The sequence below is a fragment of the Bacillus sp. FSL R5-0447 genome, from assembly GCF_038606125.1.
GTDB classification, from domain to species: Bacteria; Bacillota; Bacilli; order Bacillales; family Bacillaceae; genus Bacillus; species Bacillus velezensis.
This window is the reverse complement of the sequence record NZ_CP152012.1, coordinates 1497465-1522038: the sequence shown is the minus strand read 5'-3', so window position 1 is coordinate 1522038 and position 24574 is coordinate 1497465. Positions and strand designations below refer to the sequence as shown.

28 protein-coding genes are annotated in these 24574 nt (G+C 46.1%); 3 read left to right on the top strand and 25 right to left on the bottom strand.

Features of this window, described 5'->3' with window-relative positions; genetic code table 11:
- Nucleotides 1–104: 104 nt before the first annotated feature.
- On the bottom strand, nt 105–1724 hold the full coding sequence (locus tag NYE68_RS08000) for an ATP-binding cassette domain-containing protein (RefSeq protein ID WP_015417383.1): 1620 nt from the start codon (nt 1722–1724) through the stop codon (nt 105–107).
- 159 nt (nt 1725–1883) lie between these two features.
- Here NYE68_RS08000 and NYE68_RS07995 point away from each other — a divergent pair, with 159 nt between their 5' ends.
- Entirely contained in the window at nt 1884–2153 is a 270-nt protein-coding gene (locus NYE68_RS07995; protein ID WP_007409641.1) for a hypothetical protein, read from the top strand.
- A 37-nt stretch (nt 2154–2190) separates the two neighbouring features.
- Here NYE68_RS07995 and lepB read toward each other — a convergent pair whose 3' ends face one another.
- The 14 genes from lepB to NYE68_RS07925 form a co-directional block, all read right to left on the bottom strand.
- Entirely contained in the window at nt 2191–2772 is a 582-nt protein-coding gene (gene lepB / locus NYE68_RS07990; RefSeq protein WP_003154568.1) for a signal peptidase I, read from the bottom strand.
- Between the two features lie 130 nt (nt 2773–2902).
- Complete coding sequence (locus tag NYE68_RS07985; protein WP_061862145.1) at nt 2903–4807, bottom strand: PTS fructose transporter subunit IIABC; 1905 nt, start codon at nt 4805–4807, stop codon at nt 2903–2905.
- 14 nt (nt 4808–4821) lie between these two features.
- Nucleotides 4822–5733: a 1-phosphofructokinase gene (gene pfkB, locus NYE68_RS07980; protein ID WP_003154572.1), complete on the bottom strand. Its 912-nt coding sequence runs from the start codon at nt 5731–5733 to the stop codon at nt 4822–4824.
- On the bottom strand, nt 5730–6485 hold the full coding sequence (locus NYE68_RS07975) for a DeoR/GlpR family DNA-binding transcription regulator (protein WP_015417380.1): 756 nt from the start codon (nt 6483–6485) through the stop codon (nt 5730–5732). The genes pfkB and NYE68_RS07975 overlap by 4 nt, the downstream gene beginning before the upstream one ends.
- A gap of 282 nt (nt 6486–6767) precedes the next feature.
- Nucleotides 6768–7961: an ABC transporter permease gene (locus NYE68_RS07970; protein ID WP_015417379.1), complete on the bottom strand. Its 1194-nt coding sequence runs from the start codon at nt 7959–7961 to the stop codon at nt 6768–6770.
- Complete coding sequence (locus NYE68_RS07965; RefSeq protein WP_007409637.1) at nt 7958–8650, bottom strand: ABC transporter ATP-binding protein; 693 nt, start codon at nt 8648–8650, stop codon at nt 7958–7960. Before NYE68_RS07965 ends, NYE68_RS07970 begins: the two co-directional genes overlap by 4 nt.
- On the bottom strand, nt 8651–9787 hold the full coding sequence (locus NYE68_RS07960) for an efflux RND transporter periplasmic adaptor subunit (RefSeq protein WP_012117453.1): 1137 nt from the start codon (nt 9785–9787) through the stop codon (nt 8651–8653). It abuts the gene before it with no gap.
- Nucleotide 9788: 1 nt separating this feature from the next.
- The gene (locus NYE68_RS07955) at nt 9789–10487 is read right to left on the bottom strand and encodes a Yip1 family protein (RefSeq protein WP_015417378.1); all 699 of its coding nucleotides are present in this window, start codon (nt 10485–10487) and stop codon (nt 9789–9791) included.
- Nucleotides 10488–10810: 323 nt separating this feature from the next.
- Entirely contained in the window at nt 10811–11044 is a 234-nt protein-coding gene (moaD, locus tag NYE68_RS07950; RefSeq protein WP_007409633.1) for a molybdopterin converting factor subunit 1, read from the bottom strand.
- Complete coding sequence (locus NYE68_RS07945; RefSeq protein ID WP_007611116.1) at nt 11041–11511, bottom strand: molybdenum cofactor biosynthesis protein MoaE; 471 nt, start codon at nt 11509–11511, stop codon at nt 11041–11043. Before NYE68_RS07945 ends, moaD begins: the two co-directional genes overlap by 4 nt.
- Nucleotides 11512–12033: a molybdopterin-guanine dinucleotide biosynthesis protein B gene (gene mobB / locus NYE68_RS07940; protein WP_007409631.1), complete on the bottom strand. Its 522-nt coding sequence runs from the start codon at nt 12031–12033 to the stop codon at nt 11512–11514. It abuts the gene before it with no gap.
- On the bottom strand, nt 11994–13286 hold the full coding sequence (gene glp / locus NYE68_RS07935; RefSeq protein ID WP_015417375.1) for a gephyrin-like molybdotransferase Glp: 1293 nt from the start codon (nt 13284–13286) through the stop codon (nt 11994–11996). The genes mobB and glp overlap by 40 nt, the downstream gene beginning before the upstream one ends.
- Before the next feature lie 17 nt (nt 13287–13303).
- Nucleotides 13304–14323, bottom strand: coding sequence for a molybdopterin-synthase adenylyltransferase MoeB (locus NYE68_RS07930; RefSeq protein ID WP_007611113.1), 1020 nt, complete (start codon nt 14321–14323; stop codon nt 13304–13306).
- A 51-nt stretch (nt 14324–14374) separates the two neighbouring features.
- Nucleotides 14375–14977 (bottom strand): molybdenum cofactor guanylyltransferase, encoded by a 603-nt coding sequence (locus NYE68_RS07925; protein ID WP_225046246.1) that lies wholly within the window; start codon nt 14975–14977, stop codon nt 14375–14377.
- A gap of 145 nt (nt 14978–15122) precedes the next feature.
- On the opposite strand from NYE68_RS07925, the gene NYE68_RS07920 reads away from it, so the two are divergent.
- Nucleotides 15123–16115 (top strand): hypothetical protein, encoded by a 993-nt coding sequence (locus tag NYE68_RS07920; protein ID WP_007409627.1) that lies wholly within the window; start codon nt 15123–15125, stop codon nt 16113–16115.
- A 20-nt stretch (nt 16116–16135) separates the two neighbouring features.
- Here NYE68_RS07920 and rok read toward each other — a convergent pair whose 3' ends face one another.
- Nucleotides 16136–16732, bottom strand: coding sequence for a transcriptional regulator Rok (gene rok / locus NYE68_RS07915; protein ID WP_229041455.1), 597 nt, complete (start codon nt 16730–16732; stop codon nt 16136–16138).
- Between the two features lie 451 nt (nt 16733–17183).
- On the bottom strand, nt 17184–17642 hold the full coding sequence (locus NYE68_RS07910) for a TlpA disulfide reductase family protein (RefSeq protein ID WP_060675395.1): 459 nt from the start codon (nt 17640–17642) through the stop codon (nt 17184–17186).
- 288 nt (nt 17643–17930) lie between these two features.
- On the opposite strand from NYE68_RS07910, the gene NYE68_RS07905 reads away from it, so the two are divergent.
- Entirely contained in the window at nt 17931–18737 is an 807-nt protein-coding gene (locus NYE68_RS07905; protein ID WP_015417373.1) for a mechanosensitive ion channel family protein, read from the top strand.
- Between the two features lie 33 nt (nt 18738–18770).
- Here the strand turns inward: NYE68_RS07905 and NYE68_RS07900 are convergent, their stop codons facing one another.
- From NYE68_RS07900 to cbpB, 8 genes are all read right to left on the bottom strand, one after another.
- A complete protein-coding gene (locus NYE68_RS07900; protein ID WP_003154596.1) occupies nt 18771–19016 on the bottom strand; it encodes a YkuS family protein in 246 nt (81 codons plus the stop codon).
- A gap of 60 nt (nt 19017–19076) precedes the next feature.
- Complete coding sequence (locus tag NYE68_RS07895; protein WP_012117444.1) at nt 19077–20201, bottom strand: N-acetyldiaminopimelate deacetylase; 1125 nt, start codon at nt 20199–20201, stop codon at nt 19077–19079.
- Nucleotides 20202–20271: 70 nt separating this feature from the next.
- A complete protein-coding gene (gene dapD, locus NYE68_RS07890) occupies nt 20272–20982 on the bottom strand; it encodes a 2,3,4,5-tetrahydropyridine-2,6-dicarboxylate N-acetyltransferase (RefSeq protein ID WP_007409623.1) in 711 nt (236 codons plus the stop codon).
- 81 nt (nt 20983–21063) lie between these two features.
- A complete protein-coding gene (locus NYE68_RS07885) occupies nt 21064–21519 on the bottom strand; it encodes a flavodoxin (protein ID WP_033574618.1) in 456 nt (151 codons plus the stop codon).
- 26 nt (nt 21520–21545) lie between these two features.
- A complete protein-coding gene (locus NYE68_RS07880) occupies nt 21546–22439 on the bottom strand; it encodes a sialidase family protein (RefSeq protein ID WP_061890570.1) in 894 nt (297 codons plus the stop codon).
- On the bottom strand, nt 22429–22902 hold the full coding sequence (locus NYE68_RS07875; RefSeq protein ID WP_012117440.1) for a flavodoxin: 474 nt from the start codon (nt 22900–22902) through the stop codon (nt 22429–22431). Before NYE68_RS07875 ends, NYE68_RS07880 begins: the two co-directional genes overlap by 11 nt.
- 111 nt (nt 22903–23013) lie before the next feature.
- Nucleotides 23014–23895, bottom strand: a complete 882-nt coding sequence (gene ccpC / locus NYE68_RS07870; RefSeq protein WP_007611101.1) for a transcriptional regulator CcpC — start codon at nt 23893–23895, stop codon at nt 23014–23016.
- Between the two features lie 139 nt (nt 23896–24034).
- Nucleotides 24035–24478 (bottom strand): cyclic-di-AMP-binding protein CbpB, encoded by a 444-nt coding sequence (gene cbpB, locus NYE68_RS07865; RefSeq protein WP_324635906.1) that lies wholly within the window; start codon nt 24476–24478, stop codon nt 24035–24037.
- Between the last annotated feature and the right edge of the window lie 96 nt (nt 24479–24574).

Sequence of the window (24574 nt, the reverse complement as noted above, 5' to 3'; positions counted from 1 at the left end):
CCTCCGTCTCTTTTCAAGTTATGTATTCATTTATTGTAACGGGAAGTCAGAAGATTGAAAACGTTTTTCATAAATAAAAAAGCAGAGTCTCCCCTGCTTCTTTATTACGCGTATAGCTCTTCAAGCTTTTTCTGTACATCCGTGTTTTCAAGAAATTCGTCATAAGACATTTGTTTGTCAACAATGCCTTTGGGCGTTAATTCAATGATGCGGTTGGCAATTGTCTGTACAAACTGATGGTCATGAGATGAAAACAGCATAGCGCCTTTAAAGCTGATTAAGCCGTTGTTAAGCGCCGTAATGGATTCCAAATCTAAGTGGTTTGTCGGTTCATCCAGAATTAAAATGTTCGCGCCGGAAAGCATCGCTTTTGAAAGCATGCAGCGCACTTTTTCTCCTCCGGAAAGGACGTTTGATTTTTTGTTGACTTCTTCTCCTGAGAACAGCATGCGTCCTAAGAAACCGCGCAGAAAGCTTTCGCTTTGGTCATGCGGCGAGTACTGGCGGAGCCAGTCAACAAGGTTCGCGTCGCTGCCGTCAAAATATTCGCTGTTGTCTTTAGGGAAGTACGCCTGAGAAGTGGTCACACCCCATTTAAATGTGCCGCTGTCTGCTTCCATTTCCCCGGAAATGATTTTAAACAATGTCGTAACGGCAAGTTCGTTTCGGCCCGTAAAAGCGATTTTATCTTCTCTGTTCATAATAAAGCTGACGTTATCAAGCACCTTAACCCCGTCAATCGTTTTTGTTAAGCCTTCAACCCGCAGCACGTCATTTCCGATCTCACGTTCCGGCGTGAAATTGACATAAGGATAACGACGTGATGACGGTTTGATATCATCAAGCGTGATTTTATCAAGGAGTTTCTTTCTTGATGTCGCCTGCTTTGATTTAGAGGCGTTGGCGCTGAATCTGGCCACGAACTCCTGAAGCTGTTTAATCTGCTCTTCTTTTTTCTTGTTGGCTTCCTGAGAAAGCTTTAAAGCAAGCTGGCTGGATTCATACCAGAAATCATAGTTGCCGACGTACACTTGAATTTTATTAAAATCAAGATCGGCGATGTGCGTGCACACTTTATTTAAAAAGTGACGGTCATGGGATACGACGATGACTGTGTTCTCAAAGTTGATTAAAAACTCTTCCAGCCACTGAATCGCTTTCAGATCCAAGTGGTTGGTCGGTTCATCAAGCAGCAGAACGTCCGGCTTGCCGAACAGCGCCTGTGCCAAAAGCACTTTCACCTTTTCTGAACCGCCTAAGTCAGCCATTTTCTTCGTATGCAGGTCTTCAGAGATGCCCAGGCCCTTTAACAAAATAGCGGCTTCACTTTCAGCTTCCCATCCATTTAATTCCGCAAACTCTCCTTCAAGCTCAGCGGCGCGGATGCCGTCTTCATCTGAAAAATCAGGCTTCATATAAATCGCGTCTTTTTCCTGCATGACTTCGTATAAACGTTTATGTCCCATAATGACGACTTTCAGCACTTCGAAGTCTTCATATTCAAAGTGGTTCTGCTTCAGAATGGCAAGACGTTCGCCCGGGCTCATATGGACATCGCCGGTCTGCGGCTCCAGCTCACCGGATAAAATTTTCAAAAATGTTGATTTTCCGGCACCGTTTGCGCCTATTAATCCGTAGCAGTTGCCCGGCGTAAATTTAATATTGACATCTTCAAATAACTTGCGATCCGCAAAACGCAAGCTCACATTATTTACAGCAATCATTTAGAATCCTCCATCGTGTCTATCATCATTAAAAGTATACCATGAATAAAGGGGAAGAGAAATGTTTCCCTGCGAATATACGGGTTTGAAAAGATGCAGGCAAACCCGGAGCGCTGTGATACAATAGATATATATACATATTCATCACGGAGGAACAAGTTGAAGCTTTTAACACTCACAGAATATTGTCTTATGATTTTCTTTACCGGGGTTTTTCTGGCCGTCACAGGCTTTACGGCACGTGACATCGGCTTGTACGTCGGAATCGCCCTCATTTATACGTTTTCGCATCTCTTTTCAAAACGGATGCTTGAAAAACGCGGCAAAGAGAAGCAGCAGGTGAATCTTTTTTTCAGCGTTCTGGCCATTGTCGGATCAGTGCTGGCCACGGTAATGTTCATCGCCGTCGCCGCCTCGTTTGCCAAATAAAAAACGCCTGCTGTCCAAATCGGGCAGCGCGGCGTTTTTATTTTGTCTGACGCATATCATGAAACGGGAAGAACACAAACTTCGAGGTGCCGACGATCCGGTTTTCGGCAATTAAACCGAGTCCGTTCCGGCTGTCCATTGAGTTCAGCCGATTGTCGCCCATGACGAAGTATTTGCCTTTCGGAACCTTTACGGGGCCGAAATCTCCCGTCAGGTTGACTCCCAGTTTTTTCGCTTCTTTTTTATTGCTCGCGAGGTACGGTTCTGCGATTTTTTTGCCGTTTATATAAAGCGTGTCATTTTTCATTTCCACCGTTTCTCCAGGTTTTCCGATGAGCCGCTTTACATAATGGACTTTCGATGTATCGCCGTTAATAATGACGATGTCCCCCCGCTCGATTTCTCCGATATAATTGACGCTTTTGTTGACAAACAGCCTTTCACCGTCATGTAATGTCGGGTACATTGATGATCCTTCCACTAAGTACGGTTCAAACAGGAAATGGCGGATTAACAGCGCAAGTGCGACTGCTATGATGATGGCCTTTCCCCATTCCCAATATGTGTTGGATTTTCTTTTTACCGATTTTTCAGAAGTAGGTTTTTGTTCTTCAGTCAACGTGGTTCCTCCTAGACGATCACTGTTTCAGTTCATGTACCATCTTTACTTTATCATAACTCATCATAAAATACATAACGCTTCTATGCGTACATGATTGAAAAAAGCGCCCGTAAAGGACGCTTTTTGTTTATTTCTCTGCAACCGGTTTTTTGACGATTCCCAAGATAACCGCCGTTACAATCGCTCCGATCACGATGCTCATTAAGTACAGCAGCGGATGGTTCGTAATGAATGCAACGAATATTCCTCCGTGCGGTGCAGGAAGCGTTACCCGGAAAAACTCTGTCAACCCGCCCGCTACCGCAGAACCGACAACGGCTGCAGGGATGACGCGAAGCGGATCAGCCGCTGCAAACGGGATGGCGCCTTCTGTAACGAAAGCTGCTCCCATGAAGTAGCACGTAATACCGGCTTCACGGTCACGTTTAGAGAATTTGTGTTTAAAGAATGTTGTCGCCAGTGCGATTCCAAGCGGCGGAGCCATTCCGCCCGCCATGATGGCCGCATGCGGTGCATAGTTTCCGGCATCGATCATCGCAATTCCGAAAGTGAACGCCGCTTTATTAAGCGGGCCGCCCATGTCGATAGCCATCATACCGCCTAAAATAATACCCATTAAAACAAGGTTTCCAGTTCCAAGGCTCTCAAGCCAATTTGTTAAGAAATTCATGAACGCTGCGACAGGTGTGTTTATGACAAATTGCATCAGAACTCCTGTGATAAAAATACCGAGCAGCGGATAAATCAATACAGGTTTTAATCCGTCAAGAGATTGAGGGATAAAGACAAACAGCTTTTTCAGCAGGATGACGACATAACCTGCTAAGAATCCGGCAATCAGTCCGCCCAAGAATCCGGCATTCGCCTGCGTAGCCATAAATCCGCCGACCATACCCGGCGCAAATCCCGGACGGTCCGCAATACTCATTGCAATGAATCCGGCAAGAACGGCAACGATCAGTTTTAACGCATTATCGCTGCCGATAAAGTTCAGTGCTGCAGCAAACGTGTTGTATGTCGGGTCTTTCGGATCAGCTGAATGAATTCCCCAGAAGAATGAAATCGCAACGAGAATTCCGCCGCCGACGACAAATGGCAGCATGTTGCTGACACCGCTCATTAAGTGTTTATAGAAAGTACTTCCGATGCTTGTGCCTGATTTCTGTTTCGGGCCGTCTTCATTTGAAGCGGAAGATCCTCCGCCGCTGCCCTCGTAAATCGGCGCATCTTGGTTAACGGCTTTTTCAATCAGTTCCTGAGGACGTCTGATACCGGCCGTTACAGGCACTTGAAGAACATGTTTGCCTTTAAAGCGTTCCATTTCAACCTGTTTATCAGCCGCCACGATAATCGCAGGCGCGTCTTCAATTTCTTGAGCCGTCAGCTTATGTTTGATACCGCTTGAGCCGTTTGTCTCGACTTTAATGTCAACGCCGAGCTCTTTCGCTTTTTCCTTCAGTGCGTCAGCTGCCATGAACGTATGGGCGATACCTGTCGGACATGCCGTAACGGCAAGGATTTTGCCCTTTCCTGACGGCGCTGCCTGTTCTTCCTGCTCTTCTTCTTCCTCATCGTCATCTTTGTCATGCTGATTGATGATGTCAATGATCGCATCTTCTGATTCAGCTTCAAGAAGCTGTTTGCGGATTTCCTCACGCATGAGAAGCGTTGAAAGTCTTGATAATGCCTCAAGGTGCGTATTATTCGCTCCTTCGGTTGCCGCAATCATAAAGACCAGGTGTGCCGGCTGACCGTCTAATGATTCATAATCCACACCATCTTTTGAACGGCCGAATGCGATGGCCGGGTTAATGACGCTCGCCGTCTTCGCATGAGGAATGGCAATGCCTTCGCCGATTCCCGTCGAGCTTTGGCTTTCACGATTTAAAATGGCTGCTTTGTAAGCCTCTCTGTCATTTAATCTGCCGGCTTTGTCAAGCACTGTCACCATTTCATCGATAACGTTTTCTTTCTCTTTGCTTTCTATATTGAGATGAATTGTATCTCTTGTTAACAGCTCAGTTATCTTCACTTTTCTTTCCTCCTCTATAGACGTGTGACTTTAACTTCAGGAAGAAGCTGCTGTACAAACTCTTCAGTTCCGAGTTCTTCAGAAAATGCCGTCGCGCTTCCGGAAGCAACTCCTAAACGGAACGCATCTTCCAAAGGCAGCTGTTTTGAAATTCCCGCAAGGAATCCCGCGACGACGGAATCACCCGCGCCTACCGAATTGACAAGCTTTCCTTTAGGAACATTGGCGAGGAAAACCGCCTCTTTCGTAAATAAAAGCGCACCGTCGCCAGCCATCGAAACAATCGCATGTTCAGCGCCTTGTTCAATCAATTTTTTACCGTAAGGAACGGCAGCTTCGGCTGAATCAATGACCGTATTGAACATTTCCCCAAGCTCATGATGATTCGGCTTCATCAAAAACGGTTTCATTTCTGTCGCTTTCATCAGCGCTTCACCGGAGATGTCCACCACTACCCGGGCATTCTGCTTTCTGCATGCCTCAGCAATTTTTTCATACGTATTATGCGGCAGGGAAGAAGGAATGCTTCCCGCTAAAACGACGATGTCTCCCTCTTCCAGAGCGGAGAACTGTTCTAAAAAGGCATTGAACACTTCGTCTGAAATCGTCGGGCCCTGTCCGTTAATTTCCGTTTCATCGCCCGTTTTCAGTTTTACATTTATACGCGTGTCTTCATCCACCTCAGAAAAAGCCGTTTCCAGACCTTCCTGCTGCAAAAATGACGTGATATAATTTCCGGTAAATCCGCCGACAAACCCCAATGCTTTTGACGGCACATGGTGTCTTTTCAGTAATCTCGAAACGTTGATGCCTTTTCCGCCGGGATACTTCGTGTCATAGCTGGAACGGTTTAAACCGCCTACGGCAAAATCTTCAACGTGAACGATATAGTCAACAGACGGATTGAGGGTTACAGTGTAAATCATGGTTTCACTACCTTTACGACAGTTTTTTCTTGGTAATTATCGAATGCAAGTTCTTCAGCTTCAGTGGTAATGATAGCGGCATCGCCCAAGGCGGCGAACGCTGCGAAAGAAATCTCTCCGAATTTAGAAGGATCGGCTAAAACATACGCATTTTTCGCCTGTCTCACAGCCTTTGTCTTCAGAAGAGCCTCATCCGGATCGGGTGTTGTAAAGCCGGCTTCAATGTGCACGCCGTTCACCCCGAGGAAGCTTTTGTCAAAACGGTACTGGCTGACCGCGGTTAATGAGGCGCCGCCGATCATCGCACCTGTTCTATGCTTCACATATCCTCCGAGAAGATAAAAGGGAATCCCTTTCCTTATTAAAGCGTCGATATGCATAACTCCGTTTGTGACAACCACAATGTCCTTAGATGGATCTATAAAATCAATCATGTGCAATGTAGTTGTTCCCGCATCAAGATAAATACAGTCACCTTCTTCTAATAAAGATGCCGCTTCTTCTGCGATCTTCAGTTTACCCTGAAGGTTTTTGGAGGATTTTTCAAGCATATCGGGTTCTTGCCTGCTGTTGGAAAGTTTAGACGCCCCGCCGTGAACGCGCTTTAAAAATCCGCGCTCTTCGAGTGTTGATAAATCTCTTCTGATCGTTGATTCAGAAGCATTTGTCATGCTTATCAGCTCTTGAATCTTCACCACATCACGCTTTTCAATCTGATCAATAATCAGCTGATACCTTTCAGGAGTGAGCATATTCCGCCTCCTTTGGAAACGTATTCATTTCGGCTGCAAGATAATTGTAAACGCTTTTTTTACTTCTAGCAACTAAAATCACTCAAATTCATTCAATAACTATCAAAATCTTTCACATTTGTTCATATTAACGTATGTACATAGGGTTTGTAAACTGTAAATTCGACAAAAAGGGGGACAATTGTATGACATTTTCTTTTTATCATAAATGAAAAAAGTCTATTATATTCATGCAATCATTAAAACACAAAAAAACCCCATGCAGACTGCATGGGGTGCCGGTTATTCATACCGTAACGCTTCAATCGGATCTAAGCGAGATGCTTTGTTGGCGGGCAGCATGCCGAAAATGACACCGATCAGCATACTGAACAGCACACCGATACAAACCACCTGCCAGGAAACGAGCGACGGCCAGCCTGCGATAAGGGAAACGAGTGATGCTCCCCCGTAGCCGAGACAGATTCCGATTAAGCCGCCGATTAATGTAAGCACAACAGATTCAATTAAGAATTGTGTCAGAATCTGTCCTCTCGTGGCACCGAGCGATTTGCGGATGCCGATTTCTCTTGTCCGTTCCGTCACTGATACGAGCATAATATTCATGACCCCGATCCCGCCGACAACGAGAGAAATACCGGCGATCGAACCGATGATCGTCGTCATGACGGTCGTGACCTGGCCGATTCCCGCCGCGATTTCTTCCATATTCATGACTTGATAGGCCTCTTTTGTACCGTGATTGTCATTTAAGAGACGGGCCGCTTCTTTTCCTGTTGATTTGATTTGATCAGCTGACTCCGTCTGAACGGAAACGTTGCTGTAGTCGTTAGTACCGAAAGACGTTTTCAGCATGTTGAACGGCACATACATTTCACTGAGTCCTAACGATAAAAAGCCGCTCTCTTCTTTCAGTACGCCGATTACTTCAACGGGCTGTCCGCCGGCCCAGACGATTTTTCCGAGCGGAGACGTTTTCCCGAACAGCTTTTCAGCCATTTTTTTCGAGATGATTCCTGCTCTTTTCCCGGAAAGAAAATCATTATCCGTAAATGTCCGTCCATCTTGAACGTCCAGCTTTTTTACGTCCATGTAGCCGCTGTTAATGCCGTTCAGCGTAATATCCGTGTCTTCTTCATGGTAACGGGCCGTCATGGATTTTACCGCGGAAGCGACAACCTGCTTTACGCCGTCCACTCCTTTTAATCCATTAATATCTTCTTCTGTAAAACTCGCTTCCTGTAAGGCGTTCGGATTGGCTGTTAATTCTTCATCACTGGGCATGTAAAACAATTCAATCGTATTGCCCGGCCCGCTGATGGATTGCTTCAGCATTTGCTCTCCGCCCTGGCCGACAGCCACAACAACAATTACTGAACCGACGCCGATAATGATTCCGAGCATTGTCAGAATCGATCTCAGCTTGTGAGCTCTTACGGAACTGAGGGCCATCCGGAGATTTTCTAACAGGCTCATTCCCCCACTCTCCTCTGCTCAGCATCGCGGGAAACGATCATGCCGTCACGGACGAAAATCACTCTGTTTGTACAGTCCGCCACTTCAGGCTCATGAGTGACGAGCACCACGGTCACGCCCTCTGCATTAAGCTCTGTGAACTGCTCCATAATGGAAATGCTTGTTTTCGTATCCAGTGCGCCGGTCGGTTCATCAGCTAAAATGAGCTTCGGTTCGTTCACGATGGCTCTTGCAATCGCGACACGCTGCTTCTGGCCGCCTGACAGCTCATTCGGCATGTGACGCATCCGATCCGCCAAACCGACTTTTTCCAGCGCATGCTCAGCCCGTTCCTCACGCTCTTTTTTGCCGATACCGGCGTAGATCATGGGGAGTTCGACATTTTTTCTTGCATTCAATCGCGGCAGCAGCTGAAACTGCTGAAAGACAAATCCGATTGATTTGTTCCGGACCGCCGCAAGCTCTTTTTCAGTGCATGAAGAAACATCTTCGCCCGCAAGCCTGTAACTGCCGGACGTCGGTCTGTCCAGACAGCCGATGATATTCATGATCGTAGATTTTCCCGATCCCGACGGTCCCATAATTGACACATATTCTCCTTCTTCAATCGTCAAGTCGATTGAACGGAGAACATCAAACGTCTCCTTGCCGATCTGATAGCTTTTTTTCACCTTTGAAAGCTGAATCATCTATGCTTTCACATCCGTTCCGTCAGTCAAACCGTCAGCCGGATTCAGAATGACTTTATCATCCTTTGAAAGCCCCTCTTTTATCTCCGTAAGCTGATTTGCGGTATCGCCGACTTTAACTTTCACGCGTTTGGCCTTCCCGTCTTTTACCGTAAAGACCCAGTGCTCATCTCCGTCTTTTTTGACTGCGGAGGACGGCAGCGTATCGGCTTTCCGTTTGTCGGTTTCAATGTTCATAATTAATTTAAATCCCGGTTTGCCTTCCGGAAGGTTTCCGATCAGCTTAACCTGAAACGGATACTGGACGGCTTGTTCCGTGCTTTCCCCCGAAGCAGCGCTTGACTTTTGATCAGGAACGAGGCCGACAGCCGCCACTCTCCCTTTCCACGTTTTACCTGGAATGGCGTCTGAGGTAATTGTAACGCTTTGTCCCTTTTTCACTTTCAGCGTGTCGTATTCGGACAAATTGCCGGCAACGATCAGGTGTTCCGGGTCTCCTATATGTATAACCGGTTCTTGAATATCCGATTTTTTAGAAGCCGCTTCTTGATTTACCGAGATTACCGTCCCGTCCATCTCACTCTTAACATTGAGATTCGCCACCTGATTTTCAAGAGACTGCTTTTGCAAATCAGATTGCTTTAATTCGATTTCCGCCGTTTTTTGCTGAAGCTGCAGATCAGTCCGTTCGGATTCAATTTGTTTTTTGGCTTCCGCTTCTCCCACTTGTTTTGCCAGATCTTGTTCCTTGCTGTTTAATGCTCTGAGTTTTTCTTCAACTTGTTCGATTTGCATCCGTTTTGATTGTTCTGTCAACTCATTTTGTTCTTTATCAAGATTGAGCTGCTCATTTGTATATGTGACTAACGACGACCCTTTTTTTACTTTGTCGCCTTCTTTTACTTTCACTTTATCAAGAGTTCCTTTATCCGCTTCATAAAAAACATACTGTTCTTTAGAGAATTTAAGTGTTCCCGGAACCATAACCGTAGAGGAGATTTCTCTGTTTTCCATGGTTCCGGTTTCGATTTTTTTCCCGGCGCTGCCGCCCGCGGGAGCGGCAGACTTATAAATATTGATACCGATGAATACTGCAACAATTACGGCGATGCCGATTCCGATCCAAATTTTTTTCATGTTATACACCTGCTGTCACTGAACTTAACAGTCCTCCGACTGCCGAAACTAAAAGCATAATAACAAACAGGACAATCGCGGAAGTCCAGGCCGCTTTTTTCGAAATGCCGCCTGTATAGCGAAGTCCCAAAGCGAGCAGAATATAGCTCCAGATGCTGAAAATGTCGAACGCGCTTAAAAAGACCGCGACGCCGTCTCCGGCCGGTATGACACTCGCCAAAGATGTAACGGCATACAATGAGCCCGCACCGGTAAAATAAGTGACAAGACCGTTAATAACTAAGCCGATATTGGTAATAAATGCCGTAAACAGGCTGAGTGAGAGCATTTTTTTGTAAGTTGTCACGCCGCCTGAAATTTTAACGCACAGCCAGTAAATGAGCGGAACGATAAACAGAGCGATAATGCCCCCGAAGATTCCTCCGAACATCGAGCCGAATTTAGCGAAGGTTTTGGTCATTTCAATCTGATCATCCGTCAAACCGTCAAGAGATGAGCTGTTCAGCACTTCTTCATAATTCATCCCAAGCCCGCGCAAAATACTGCCGGCCGCGATAAGAATGATGACAATCAGGAGAGGAATGCCGATGACCGGCTTTTCTTTTAATCTTTTAAACTGCACAACAGGACTTGTAATGACGCCGAAAATTGACGGCTTTTCCGTTACGGCCGTATTGCTTTTTTCCAGGTTTGGTTCCATATTGCTGATGCCTCCTATGTATTATTCTGTTTATACGTACGCTTTAGGCTGAGAGAAGTTTCAATTTTTTTGCCGTTTGCGTATTTATGCTAAATTGTAACACAAATTCTCAGCTTTACGTTCCATAATTATGTAAAAAAAAGCATTGTCAGACCGGTATGACGGGAGGTTCAATGCCTTGTGAAGGCACTGTCTTCAGCCTATTCATGCAGTCAAAACCAGCTCAATCGCAAATCCCTTTAAATCCCATTTAAATATTCTCTGGAATTCAGCGCCTATATACAAAAAAGCCGGATGGCAATGATGCACATCCGGCTCTTTTTTCACCCTCCGCTTACAGGAGGGATAAAGGCAATGGTATCACCTTCTGTTACGATGCTGTTGTCTTTTACATATGTTTCATTGATTGCGATCATGGCATTGTCAATCGTCTGAAGTCCGTACCGTTCCTTTAACAGTGTTTTTACAGCAGACGCCGCCGTCTCTTTTTCGTCAAGTTCAATGACCGGTGTTCCCGCCTGCTCCGCAAGCCCGGCAAACAATAATACTTTAATCATCGCGATTCCCCTTTATCCAAATCCGGTTTTCCGTTCGGATAGGGCGTTGTTTCCAGCTGATCGCCTATCCATTCTTCGCCGTCTTCCCAGATTTCTTTTTTCCATATCGGCACAATCTGTTTTATCCGTTCAATTGCATATTCATTCGCCTCATATGCCGCCTTTCTGTGCGGTGAAGACACGGCGATTACGACCGCTGCTTCTCCGATATCAAGGACGCCGACACGGTGAGTGATTGCAGCTTCGGCTCCTTCCCATTTCGCGCTGATTTCATCGCCGATTTGAGAAAGCATTTGAACAGCCATCGGTTCATACGCTTCATATTCGAGACGCACCGTCCGCCGTCCGGCAGTCCACTCTCTGACCGTGCCGATAAACGTTGTGATGGCGCCGGCTTCACGCTTTTCAACTTTTTTTACGATATTTTCCGCAATGATAGGTTCCCTTGTAATTTGAAAACGTTCCATTTATGCAGATTCCCCTTTCAGCTGCGAAAGCACAAACATCATGGCAGCCGGATCGTCCGCATGGAATACGGGCATGCCTGCATCTGCCGGCATATGCTCCGTATTTCTGCTGACAACCGCGATCACGCGCTCCAAATGCTTCAGCTTTTGCCAATCTTCGCTGTCTTTGATCATAATGATTTTCGGATGCGGCGCATGTTTAAATCCCTCTATGAGAAGACCGTCAATTCCCAGACATTCATACAGACTGATCAAACCCGCCAGATCCCATTTTTTTCGCGCCGTAAGCTGCAGGACGCCGTCCCCTTCTACTGCCGTAACCGCGGCTCCGGCTTTTGAAAAACGCTCCGAGTCTTTTCCGTCAGAAAAAGGTTCCGGTTCTCCGCCGTGTCCGTGATGTTTTAAACATCCAATATCGCACTCTTTCGGCGCCGCTTTCAGCACACGTTCAATAAACGTTGTTTTACCGCTATTTTGAAAACCTACGATCTGGACGATCGGGAAAGAATTGACCACGGCCATTCACTTCCATTCTCATCACGGATGAGGAGCACGTGAACCGTCCGGCCCGCTTCATATCCCCTCGTTCCTCCCGGCAGAAGGATAAACGCGTTTGCTTCGGCTAGAGATGTGACTGAGCTTGATTTGTCGAGACCGACCGGTGACGCCATCATCTTTCCGTCCTTATGATAAACAAATGCCCTCACAAATCTCGTAAACGGATTCGGTTTCGGAAAGTCGTTTGTTAACACGGCTTCCGCCCATCCGGAATGAGGTTTTTCATTCAGAAGCCACGTCTGAATCATCGGTTTGACAAACAGGGTGAATCCGACATAACATGCGGACGGATTGCCTGAAAGGCCGAACAGCAGCATGTCATCGGCCCGGGCGACAGTTGTCACGCTTCCCGGGCGCATTGCCACTTTGTTAAAAAGAACTTCCGCTCCGAGCTTATTATAAATGTCTGGAAGAAAATCAAAATCGCCGACTGACACGCCGCCGGTCGTGATCAGAAAATCAACTTTTTTCATAGCTTCCTTCACCGCATCATAGCTGTCATCAAAATCATCGGAGATTTTCCCTAAGTTCAGCGGCACCGCGCCCGCTTCAATGACCTGGGCATACACCATCGCAGCGTTGCTGTTGCGGATTTTCCCCGGCTCAAGCGGATCGCTGACATGAAGAAGCTCGGTCCCCGTTGCGATAATGCCGACAACCGGCTTTCTGACCACGGGAACGGAAGCATAGCCGAAGGTTGCTAAAAGAGCGGTTACGCCCGGCGTGATTTTCGTCCCTTTTTTTAATAGCGAGCTGCCCTTTTTCGCATCTTCTCCTTGATATGAAATATTATCGCCCGCATGGAAAGGGCGTTTCACTGACATGTAATTCGTCCCGTTTTCAGAAAACGTTTTTGTCAGCTCAAGCATCACTACGGCATCCGCGCCTTTTGGAATCTGCGCCCCCGTCATAATGCGGACCGCTTCATAAGGACCGAGTTTTTTTTCCGATACGGCGCCGGCTCCGATATGGTCAATGACTTCAAAGGTGACGGCATTGTCACGGGAAGCCGTTTTTGAATCGCTCGCCCTGATGGCAAACCCGTCATACGGGGAACGGTTAAAGGCCGGCACATCATGATCCGCCTTAACATCCTCCGCCAAATAGCGGTGGAGACTGTCCTCAAGCGCCACCCATTCGGTATCCCCCTGTTTTTTATACCGGCTCACCCGGCGGACTGCTTCGTCCACCTGAATCGGCGTTCTTTTTTCAAGCATAGCAATATCTCCCCTTCCTACAGTCCGATCACCCTGGCCAGAACTGAATTTGCTTCTTTTATATCGTTTGTACCATGAATCAAAGCCCGTCCGTCCTGAAAAATAACGATCCTGAAGCGCTCATACGCCATGTGCAGCAGAAATTCATTTGCTTCCACTTTACCGATCTGCTTCAGACGTTTGACAAGCTCTTCTTTATCCAGCCTCTTTAAGGCTTCCGATCTGATTTGAACGGTGTCTCTTCCGCACAGCACGCTTGCTTTCGGCCTGTTTTCAGGCTGCAGATACGGATATACGGGCTCCGCGCCGCAGGAAGGGCAATGATCCCGTTTGATCTGATCCACATTTATGCTCATATTGGTGTTATTCCACACGTCAAACGTGAAAAAGCGCCGATTTACCGCCGCATGATTTCCTGTCAGCAATTTCAGCGCCTCAGCCTGCTGATAAGCAGAGACGATATGAACCGCCGGAGGTATGATACCTGCTGTATCACATGTCGCTCCGCCCACGGGCATTTGCTCAAACAGGCAGGATAAACACGGCGTAACCCCCGGAATAATCGTCATGCACATTCCCTGACTGCTGACACAGGCACCGTAAATCCAAGGTGTTTTCGTTTTCAGCGCCAGATCATTGATGACCATTCTCGTTTCAAAATTATCTGTCGCATCCACGATGCAATCCGCTTGTTCGATCAGCGGTTCGAGCGTTTCCGCCGTACCTTCCGCCGCGTAAGCATCGATATGTATATCACTGTTTACCGCCAAAAGACGCGCCTTGGCCGCCATTGCTTTCGGCAGGCGCTGTCTCGCGTCTTCTTCTGTATACAGCTGCTGTCTTTGTAAATTGCTCCATTCCACATAATCCCGGTCAATAATCGCCATACGGCCCGCTCCGGCTCTTGCCAAACCCTCTGCCGCGGCTGTTCCGAGGGCTCCGGCTCCGACAATCAGGACACTGCTGTCAGCCAGCGCCTGCTGCCCTTTTTCCCCTATCGGCTTAAATCTTGTCTGCCGCGAATAGCGCTCTTCCATCTGTGTTGTCCCCTTGCATTTTTATTTCCATCATACCATGTTTCTTCCCGATCAGTCCTGATTTGAAGACTCGACATGCGCCAAAAGTCTGGTGTAATCATCCTGTGTGTTGATATTAGCGAACTCCTCCGGCCCGGCGCCGATGTCTTCAGCCTGCACATAACAGACAGACAGCCGTTTCAGCGTGTCTGTCATTTTCAGTTTGTTTTGTGTCAGCTGATCAAAAAGCACATCCTGCACCCGTTTATGGTAAACAGCCAAGAGGGGCTGCTCTCTGTTTTTACAAACCGGTATGACAGCGTCCAGATTTCCCGTCAGCTTCATTTCAAGCGCAGCCATCGTTTTTCTTGTCACGAGCGGCGTGTCACAGGATATGACCGTATATGTTTCGCCTTCCGTTTGTTTCATTGCCGTATATATGCCGGCAAGCGGGCCCATTCCCCGAAACCGCGGCTCATCGGCCCAAACATGCCGCTCTCTGTTTGATAAGAACTTTTTTATATGCTCAGGGCGGCTGATAATTACCGTTTCTCCGCCGCCGAAGGCTTTTTTCGCCTGTTCATAAAACATGCCGCCCTTCCACTTTGCAAAAGCTTTCGGTTCTCCGAATCTTCGGGAAGCTCCCCCTGCTAATATTACATTCACCCGTTTCATGTCATCTCTCTCCCATTCTATATAAAAGCATAGCAAACGCCTCAGCCGAAATACAATATTACGGTGCTTGTCTGTTTAATTAAGAGGAATAGCCGTTGATCCTTTCCCATATTGTAGTGTTAACATCATGAGGGAGATGGTTCTTATGAAAATATCCGGTCCGTTTTTCCACGACACTTCTCAAGAGAACCTTTACTTGAAATCCGAACTTTCCAGATGCAGAAAATTAATTTCAGAATTTGAAGCAAGCTACTTCCATCAGAAAAATAATAAGCTTCAGGAGGAAAACGCCAATATTAAAGAGCGGCTTCACAAGCTTTCTGACGAATTGGAAGCCATGGCTCAAAAACACAAACAGACAAGTGACACGGAACGTTCTTTGCATGAAATCAGAGCCGGGCTGCTCGATAAAATCGTCATTCTGCAAGAACTGCTTCAGCAGGAAACGTTTCGGCGGAAAAATGAGATGGAAGAAAAGCACCGTCTGCATCTTACAAATGTAAAATTTGAAGAAGAAAATAAAAACTTACATACCCGCATCCGCTCACTTGAGACCGCCATTCAAACTGAACGGACTTCTCACGAAGATATGAAACAGCGTTATCATGCCGCTGCAGACGAAAATACCCGGCTCCAAACACAAATGATAGAAAAAGAATACCAGCTCAAACATATTAAAATAGAAATTAATCATATGAGAGATCGAATACTAGAAACAAAAGAACGGCTTGTAGAAATAGAAAAAACGAAAGAAAAGTTATTTCAAGAAACCATTCTTTCGTATAAACGGCAGCTGGACGAAAGTGATGCTTGGATTGCCGGCCATTTTGCTGATATTGACAGCCGCACGGCGGAACCGGCGGAACAAGCTCTGGAAATCCCTTCTGTTTCCAAAGAGACTGTTCAGGCAGAAGACTTGCTTAAAGCCGTTACCGAACAAGTCATCTCCCTGCAAAAACAATTTGTACAATCAGAGTCCCGCGATCAGTCGTTTGATGAAAAACTGGATGCGTTGAAAGAACGTGCTGACGGCGAAAAGCCTTTCCAAAAATATGTCGTCAAGCTTGAAAAAAAGCCTGGAAAAGATGCGTCACTTCCGCAGAATAAGCGGGAAAGCGCAAAAAAACTGCTTGAGTAACGCAAGCAGTTTTTACTGTTTTATTCAGCAGCCGTATCATTTGCCGTTTCTGGTGTTTCCTGAGAAATTTCTCCCTCAAGAATATATTGGCCGCGGTATGGTTTTTTCACTTCCGGATACATTTTAATTAAGCTTTGCATAAATGTTGTCATATTAGGAATTTCAAGGCCGCTTTCCTTTTCAATTTCCTTTTGCAGTTCGGAACTTTTGATCGCTGCATTGTGGCGTTTCAATGTTTTAATCGCTGCTTCGCGCAGTTTTGCCGCTTTTGATCCCGGTCTCGCCGTCCCTCTTCTTCTTCTTGTAGAACCGTCTGGAATGCCGGCAGGAAGAGACGTAATAGACTGCATCTGCGGCTGGGAGGATTGAGGCTGTGCCTGCGGCTTTTGATAGCTTCTCATTTCCTGTGCTGCAAGCTCTGCAAGCACCGGGAGAGAGTCACTTTTTTTCTCCGGACGAAACTCTTTTTTTGTATCGGACAGGCTGCCTGTATTGTCTAATTCTCTCAGTTTTGCATATATTTTATCACGTTCTATTTGATATTCACGAATGACTTTTACCTCTGCTTCGTTCAATTGTTCTAAACGTAAGCGCAGCGCTTCTCTTTCATTAAACATGTGTAAAACCCCCTGTCAAAAATTTAAACGCTTTTATTAAGATATTAGATTACAAAAGTAATTTTATCAACTATTATTTTATCATTTTACTATTTTATTTACTCTATGAAAAATTGCTTATTTTCTGAAAATGGTACTTTATATACAAAAATCCCTTATCATATAGGGGATTCTGGACAAAGTTCCAATTTATTCAACCATTTCAAAATATAACTTGAAATTACTTGTTTAATGAAAATTAGCGTGATATCTACAATTTTCGACTATAATATGTAAAAGATAATGATATCGATAAAACAAGCGGTACAGCGTGTTTACGGCTGTTTCTCTTATTTTAAAGCCGCACATGTCATATTGGAATTTTTTATCCAATAGGCACAAAAAAACCCTGTTACCTAAACGGCAAAGGGTTTGCAGAACCGAGACAATAGTCCGGCGGAGATTGTCCCGATTACTCAGAAGCCTGCTCCGTTTCTAAAAGTACTCGGCTGACGCGTTTTTCAAGCATTTTCATCCCGCCTCCTCCCGCTTGAAAATGGCGGAGCTGTCCGGTTTTATCGAAAAGGTAATAAGCCGGCACATATTCATTTTCAAATGCTTCAGTCAGCGTATGATCGCTGTCGACGTAAATCGGCTGAGAGATATCGTGTTCAGCCGCTGTTTCCTTGATTTTCTCAAGGTCAAGATCGTCTTCGGAACGGGGCATGTGAACGGCCACCACATTCAGCTGATCTTTATATTTATCACGAAATTCGTTCATCTCAGGCATCGCTTCTTTACACATGCGGCAGCTGGCGGACCAGAAGTGAATCAGTGCCGGCTTTCCGCCGACCAGCTGTTCCTTCGTGACTTCTCTGTTAATCCATGCTTTAGCGCCTGTCAATTCAGGCATTTGCTGACGTAATTTCATCTTATTTCCCTCCTTATGAAAAAGGTTTTTTGCCGGGGCTTTCAGTTTCGCCGGGCAACGTTCTCCTGTTTTCCCTCCAAAGGATATGATTTGGCTGAATCACCATGTTAAAATGAGTGTGGCGATTCCTTAGTTCATATCTTCACAAAAATGATGATATTGAAACCGGGCAATATGAACAAATCATAAATGAATTAACTGGTTTCTATTAAAAGGTTTATCTTATTTTAAAAACGGGTATATGACTTTTAGCTTTTTCCGCAAAAGACTTGAAAGGAAGACATCACTATGATTGATTTAAAACACTTTGATTGGGCCGGGCTTCTCACATCTGCCGGGATTTTCATCATAAAGCTGGCTCTCATTATTTTAGCGTACTTTATTTTCCGGGCGGCAGGAAAAAAGCTGATCAAGCATCTGTTTCAGAAATTCGAGCAACAAAACAACCTCTCCACAGGCCGCGCTTATACTTTGCGAAGCCTCGCGCTTAATGTATATGGATACATCCTGATTTTCGTTTTTATCGTAATGATTTTGGATTTATTTCACTACAATCCGAGCGCTCTCATTGCCGGCGCCGGCGTGGTCGGTCTCGCAGTCGGCTTTGGGGCTCAGGGGCTTGTCAGTGACATCGTCACCGGATTTTTTATCCTTTTGGAAAAACAGATCGACGTCGGCGATTATATTACGGTTGCCGGCTACAGCGGCATTGTCGAGCAGGTCGGTCTCCGTACGACGCAAATCCGGAGCTTTGACGGCACGCTTCACTATCTTCCCAACCGGGGCATTACGAATGTGAGCAACCATTCCCGCGGAACGATGCAGGCGCTTGTCGATATTAAAGTGCCGCTTGAAAAAAATCTTGATGAAACCATTCAAATCCTGCAAACCGCGTGTGACAAAGCAGCCGCTGAGCTCCCGCAGATTAAGGAAGGGCCGGACGTCATCGGGGTTCAGGATTTAAGCTCGTCAGAAATGGTGATCAGAATCATTGCCAAAACAGAAAATATGGAGCAATGGCGGGTTGAACGCGTACTGCGGAGAGAAATGAAAATCGCGCTCGACCGTTTTAAAAACGCCGCTTCCGCCGAATAGAAAAACCGAAGCGTAAGCTTCGGTTTTTTCTTTTCAATGAAATTTTTTTTCCACTTCGCTGCAGATTTCGTCGGCGGTCATTCCGGAAGCCGTAATGACGGGAGCCTGAGTTGACGTATCGGCAATTCCTTGGACATTGCTGTCAAGTCCGGTTACGACACAGCAGTCACAATTCTTCGCATCCTCAGGAGTCTTCATCATCACTACGTCATATCCCTTTTGTTTTAACGCCTGTTCTACATCCGATAAAGATTGTTCAATTCCAATTTTTTTCGTCATATTGAACACCTCCGTTATGTAGAATGCTCAATTTTTGTTAGATTATTCTTCTTTTCGGATTTAATTGGCATACTTCGAAAAATATCCGACCATGACATTTACCGCGGTTTCCATCGCATCTTCATCCGGGTTCAGCTTGGCGTGATGAAGCCCGTGGGATGAATCGGCCCCCAGCCAGAACATAAAGCCGGGATATTTTTTCAGCATATATCCGAAATCTTCTCCGGTCATCGCTTCTTTCGCCGTTCTCACGTCAGCAAGCTGATGATCGCTGACAAATTGCATAAATTCTTCGGTCAGGCCGCTTGTATTATAAACTTGATGATAAACGGACGGATACGTGACTTTTCCTTTGCATCGGAAGCCGATTTCAATTCCTTTGACAAGCTCTTCAATCCGCTTTTTCACCATACGCATTGATTCCTCGGAAAGCGTCCGGATAGTTCCCTCCAGATGAGCATGCTCTGCGATGATATTTTGCGCCGTGCCCCCCGTAATCGTTCCGACAGTTATCACAGCGCTGTCAAGCGGATCCGTATTTCTGGATATGACCGTTTGCAGCTGCGTGACAAGCGTGCTCGCGGCGACGACCATGTCGTCTGCTGTATGCGGATATGCCGCATGCCCGCCTTTCCCCTCAAGATCGATGACGAGTTCGCTCGTATTGGCAAACAGCAATCCGCTTTTGGTGGAAATTGTGCCTACAGGAAGCTCAGGTGCTATATGGAGAGCGGTAATCAAATCCGGCGTCCATTTTTTCAGCACATCGCTTTCAAGCATCGGTTCCGCTCCGCCCGGTCCTTCTTCAGCCGGCTGGAATAAAAAGAGCAGATCATGTTTGACGGGATGATGGACAAAATGATCAATAATGCCGAGCGCAATGGTCATGTGCATATCGTGGCCGCATGCGTGCATAAAACCAGGGTGTTCAGATGCAAACGGAAGCCCCGTCTGCTCTTCAATCGACAGAGCGTCTATATCCGCTCTGTAGGCGAGCATTTTTTCCGGAGCCGTGCCGTTGACTTTGACAAAGATGCCGGTTCTCCAAGTTTCGATTTCAATTCTTTCCTCCGGATATTGGTTCAATAGATTCAGCAGGTACTGTTGGGTTTTATATTCCTGAAAGCCGATCTCCGGAATGCGGTGCAGATCTCTTCGGATGGCAATGAGCCGCTCTTTTTCCATATGTATTCCTCCTTGAGATAAGAATAAGGCGTGGATTTTATCATCCACGCCCATTCTATCAAACCATTCCTTACAGCTGGCGTAATTCCTGTTTGATTTCTGTTTTGCCTTTTGTTTTTTCATCAATATCTTTGATTTTTTTCGCAGGTGTTCCCGCTACAACGGTATATGGCTCGACGTCATTTACAACGATGGCTCCGGCAGCGACAACCGCGCCTTTACCGATTGTTACGCCTTCAAGCACAACCGCATTTGCGCCAATCACAACGTCGTCTTCCACGACTACAGGCTTAGCGCTAGGCGGCTCAATAACGCCCGCTAATACAGAACCCGCTCCGATGTGGCAGTTTTTGCCGACAGTCGCACGTCCGCCGAGAACAACGTTCATATCAATCATCGTACCTTCGCCGATGACTGAACCGATATTAATAGACGCACCCATCATGATAACGGCATTGTCGCCGATTTCGACTTGGTCGCGGATAATAGCGCCGGGCTCGATTCTCGCTTTAACATCTTTTAAATCAAGCATCGGGATCGCAGAGTTGCGGCGGTCATTTTCAATGACGTAATCCTCAATTTTGTCTTTGTTTTCTTCGATTGCGCTTTTAATTTCAGCCCACTCGCCAAAAACGACGCCGGATTGGCCGTTCAGGAATGTTTTAGCGGAATCGCCAAAGCTGATTCCTTCAAGATCGCCTTTTACATACACTTTTACAGGCGTTGATTTTGTACTATTTTGAATAAATGAAATAATTTCATTTGCATCCATCATTTTCATATGTATTGTCCTCCTCTGATTTTCTACCTCATTACTGTAACAAAGGAAGGATACAAAGACAAGAAAAAAAGGAACAAGCCTTTATTCTGCCGGCTGGCTGCACAGCGCGGCAAACTGTCTTCCGAATTCCCGGAGCTCTTCTTCCTCACTGCCCTCAGGGTTGTTTTCAATTTTGACCGACGGCAGCACCACCCGCCCGCCGCGGGTTTTGATTACTTTTTCCAATTCGTCAACCGCCCCGCAAAAAAACTCATAGGACGTATCTCCGGAACCGAACAAAGCAAATGTTTTTCCCGTAAACTCCAGGTTTTCCATATCTTCAGCAATATCGAGCATTTCATCAGGAAGATCCCCGTCTCCCCACGTATATGTGCCTAATAAAATATACTCGTAATCATTAAAAAGTTCGGCATGAAGATCCATCGCTTCATATCTGTCTACGGATGCTTGTGCTTCGATCAGCCCTTTTTCAATTAAATCCGCCATCGCCTCGGTGTTTCCTGACATTGTGGCGTAAACAAGCAATACATTCCCCATCTTCGTCTCTCCTTTATGCATAAAAACTAATGTGCGAGCCGAACCGCCTCATACGGTCTGACAAACTTACTTTCGTAAAGGCCCGCGCAAAAAAAGTTTTCTTCCCGGTTGGCCACCCGCCATCCGTGACCGCGGATCGTATCAAACCACTTTAATTCACCGGCGGCGAGATCAGCTTGATAAATACGCGAAAATCCGTTTTCGTCCTGTGACGATGTGACATAAATAATCCCGTTATCCTCAGAAACGTCGAGAAATGATTTTTCCCGTACGGCGGTCCCGGCTGTAATGGCAAACTCCTCTTGCGTCCGTACGTTTCGGACGGCAACCTCGCCCCGTTCTCCCTTTGCCGCGCCCTTTGCTGCAATGAGCCAGTCATTCTGATACATCATCATTGAAGCCGTCATGCGCTGCCTTTCGCGGCTTATACGCCGGATGCGTTCTTCCGTCAGATCATACGCCCAAATGCCGCCATGATTCATATGAATCCGGGTGCCGATATAAATCGTCTGACCGTGTAAACAAAGCGAACGGATGACAGGCGGCTCCTTTAATTGTGAAAAGGGCTTAGCCACATGCCAAGTGACGCCGAAATCATCAGATAAGTAGAGGCAGTATGTGCCGTGCGCACAGACAAACCCGTCATTCCGCCCGGCAACGGCCCATACGGAGGCGCTGGTCGGAAACCGGGAGGCCGTCCAAGTCTTTCCCTGATCGGCTGATCTGAGGACGGCGCCTTTTTCTCCAGCCGCGAATATGTAAGGTCCTATGTAAGTCAGCACATGAATTCTGCTTTTCACTCGGAACAGTCTTTTCCAGCCTTCTTCTGCGGAAAAATGAAAAATACCTTCGCCTTTCACTGCGACAAAAAATCCCGAAGATACTGATGCCATGACAGCCGTCGCGCCTTTATGAAACATGGCACCGGTCTCCGTGGTGAGCGGCCCATGCAAGAAAACCGCGGACAAATTCTTTGCAGCATTCTTGATCTTCAGCCGTCTCGGGCGCCAGCTCAATTTTCAGCGTTTCCGGATATAAATTGGCTCCGGCCTGTTCAAACGCATCGCAAAACAGTGTCACCGCTTCGCAAAACTTCGGGTAGGCGTGATCGCCTGAACCGAAACAGGCCGTTTTCAGTCCGTTGAGCTGGCTGTGCAGGATATCTTCGTAAAAATCTTCCGCTTCGTAAGGAAGATCACCGTCCCCCCATGTGTACGTGCCGACAAAAACATAATCATACGCTTCGAGAGAATCCGCATCTGCTTCGTCCATGTCGAGACAGTCAACTGCTATCTGATGCCCGCTCAGTGTTTCTTTTATAATGCCGGCAATATCCTCTGTATTCCCCGACATGCTTGCGTATATCATTAATGCTTTCTGCATATGACCACCTCTTAATTGATAATGATTTTCATTAACATATATAACACTTTAAATGATAATGATTTTCATTGTCAATAAAAAATAAAAAAAGACAGCATGATTGCTGTCTTTCTAAAATGGGCGTTCCTGCTTCAGCATATCTTTAATGACAGAAACAAAAGCCTGCACCTGTTTTAATTCAAATGCCGGCTCATAACCGAGCAGCCATGTGTCACGGCCGATCGGATGGTCCTTTGTATCAAGCAGGGGCATTTTATTTACTTTATCTTCCTCTTCCAAGGTGACTGACGGCAGAATGGCATAACCGATCCCGTGCAGCGCCATCTGCTTGCACGTTTCAATCTGATCGACAAGGATGGTCTGTTTCGGCGAGGTTTTGAATTTTTGATGCCACCAATGCTGAATTTCCTGAAAATATGTACTGTCACTTTTGAATTGGATAAACGGCCGATCGGTATGGGCTATATCATCAATACAGGAAATTTCCGTATCAACCAAATATAAATGATCGGTCATTAAATAATCTTTCCGGCCTTTCCATTCAGGATTTCCCCGGATAATGCCGATATGTACCTGATCTTCATACAGACTTTTCAGCATTTCGCTGCTCCACCCTGTAATGAGAGAGACCTTTGCATTCGGATATCGTTCCACATATGTTTTTAACACTTTCGGAAGCCAGTGCTGCCCGATAATGGAGGCGACGGCAAGCTTTAATGTGCCGTGAATCTCACCCTCAAGTTCATCAATGTTTTCTCTGATTCTTTCTTGCCGATCCGTGACGTCATTTGCAAATTGTATGATTTTTTCTCCTGCCGGCGTTACCGTAAGTCCTTTTTGAGATCTTAGAAAGATCTTTGTTCCCCAGGCTTTTTCAATGGTCTGCAATCGCTGGGACAGAGCCGGCTGTGACACGAATAACCGTTCGGCAGCCTTCCTCATGTTTAATTCCTCAGCTAAAACTACGAGCATATGAAGCTCTTGAAGCTGCATGTCGTCCTCCTTTTCAATGCCTTTCGTATTTCTTATCTACCATTCTAATAAAATAAAGGCTGCCGAGGCAAGCGCCACTCATATGTATGCGTTTTCTTTTTCCGGCATGCAAAAGAACAAATAGGCTGATCGTGCGAGCCTACTTATTCAATGATCTGATATGACTGCTCAACTGTTTTAACACGACTCTTCTCGTGAAAATGCCTTCAAAGACGCCTTTATCATTTTCAACGCAGACAAAGCCGTTGTTAATGACCATGCTGAACCCTTTGATAATCGGATCATTGATGTGGAGACGGGGAATGTCTTTCAGCATGACTTCCTCAACCGTAATTTGGTCCAGCTTCTCAAACTCGATCCGTTCAAGTCCGAAAATGCTGTTCATAATCATATTTGTCCCGATCAAACCGTGCAGACGGTACGAAGCGTCGAGGACGGGAATGGCGGTATAGCCGGTTTTCGTCAGCACTAATAGAGCATGTTCAAGGTTGTTTCCGACTTGAACGTGCGCCACTTTATCCGCCTCGATCATAAATTGTCCGACTGTTGCATCAAGAAGCTGATCTGATTGTAAGCTAATCATGTCACTTCGACCCCTTTACATTTTTCATCAAAGCATGTATTCCCTATATTGCAATAATATAAACATTATCATTTTTTGTCGAAAAGTTTCCGTCAA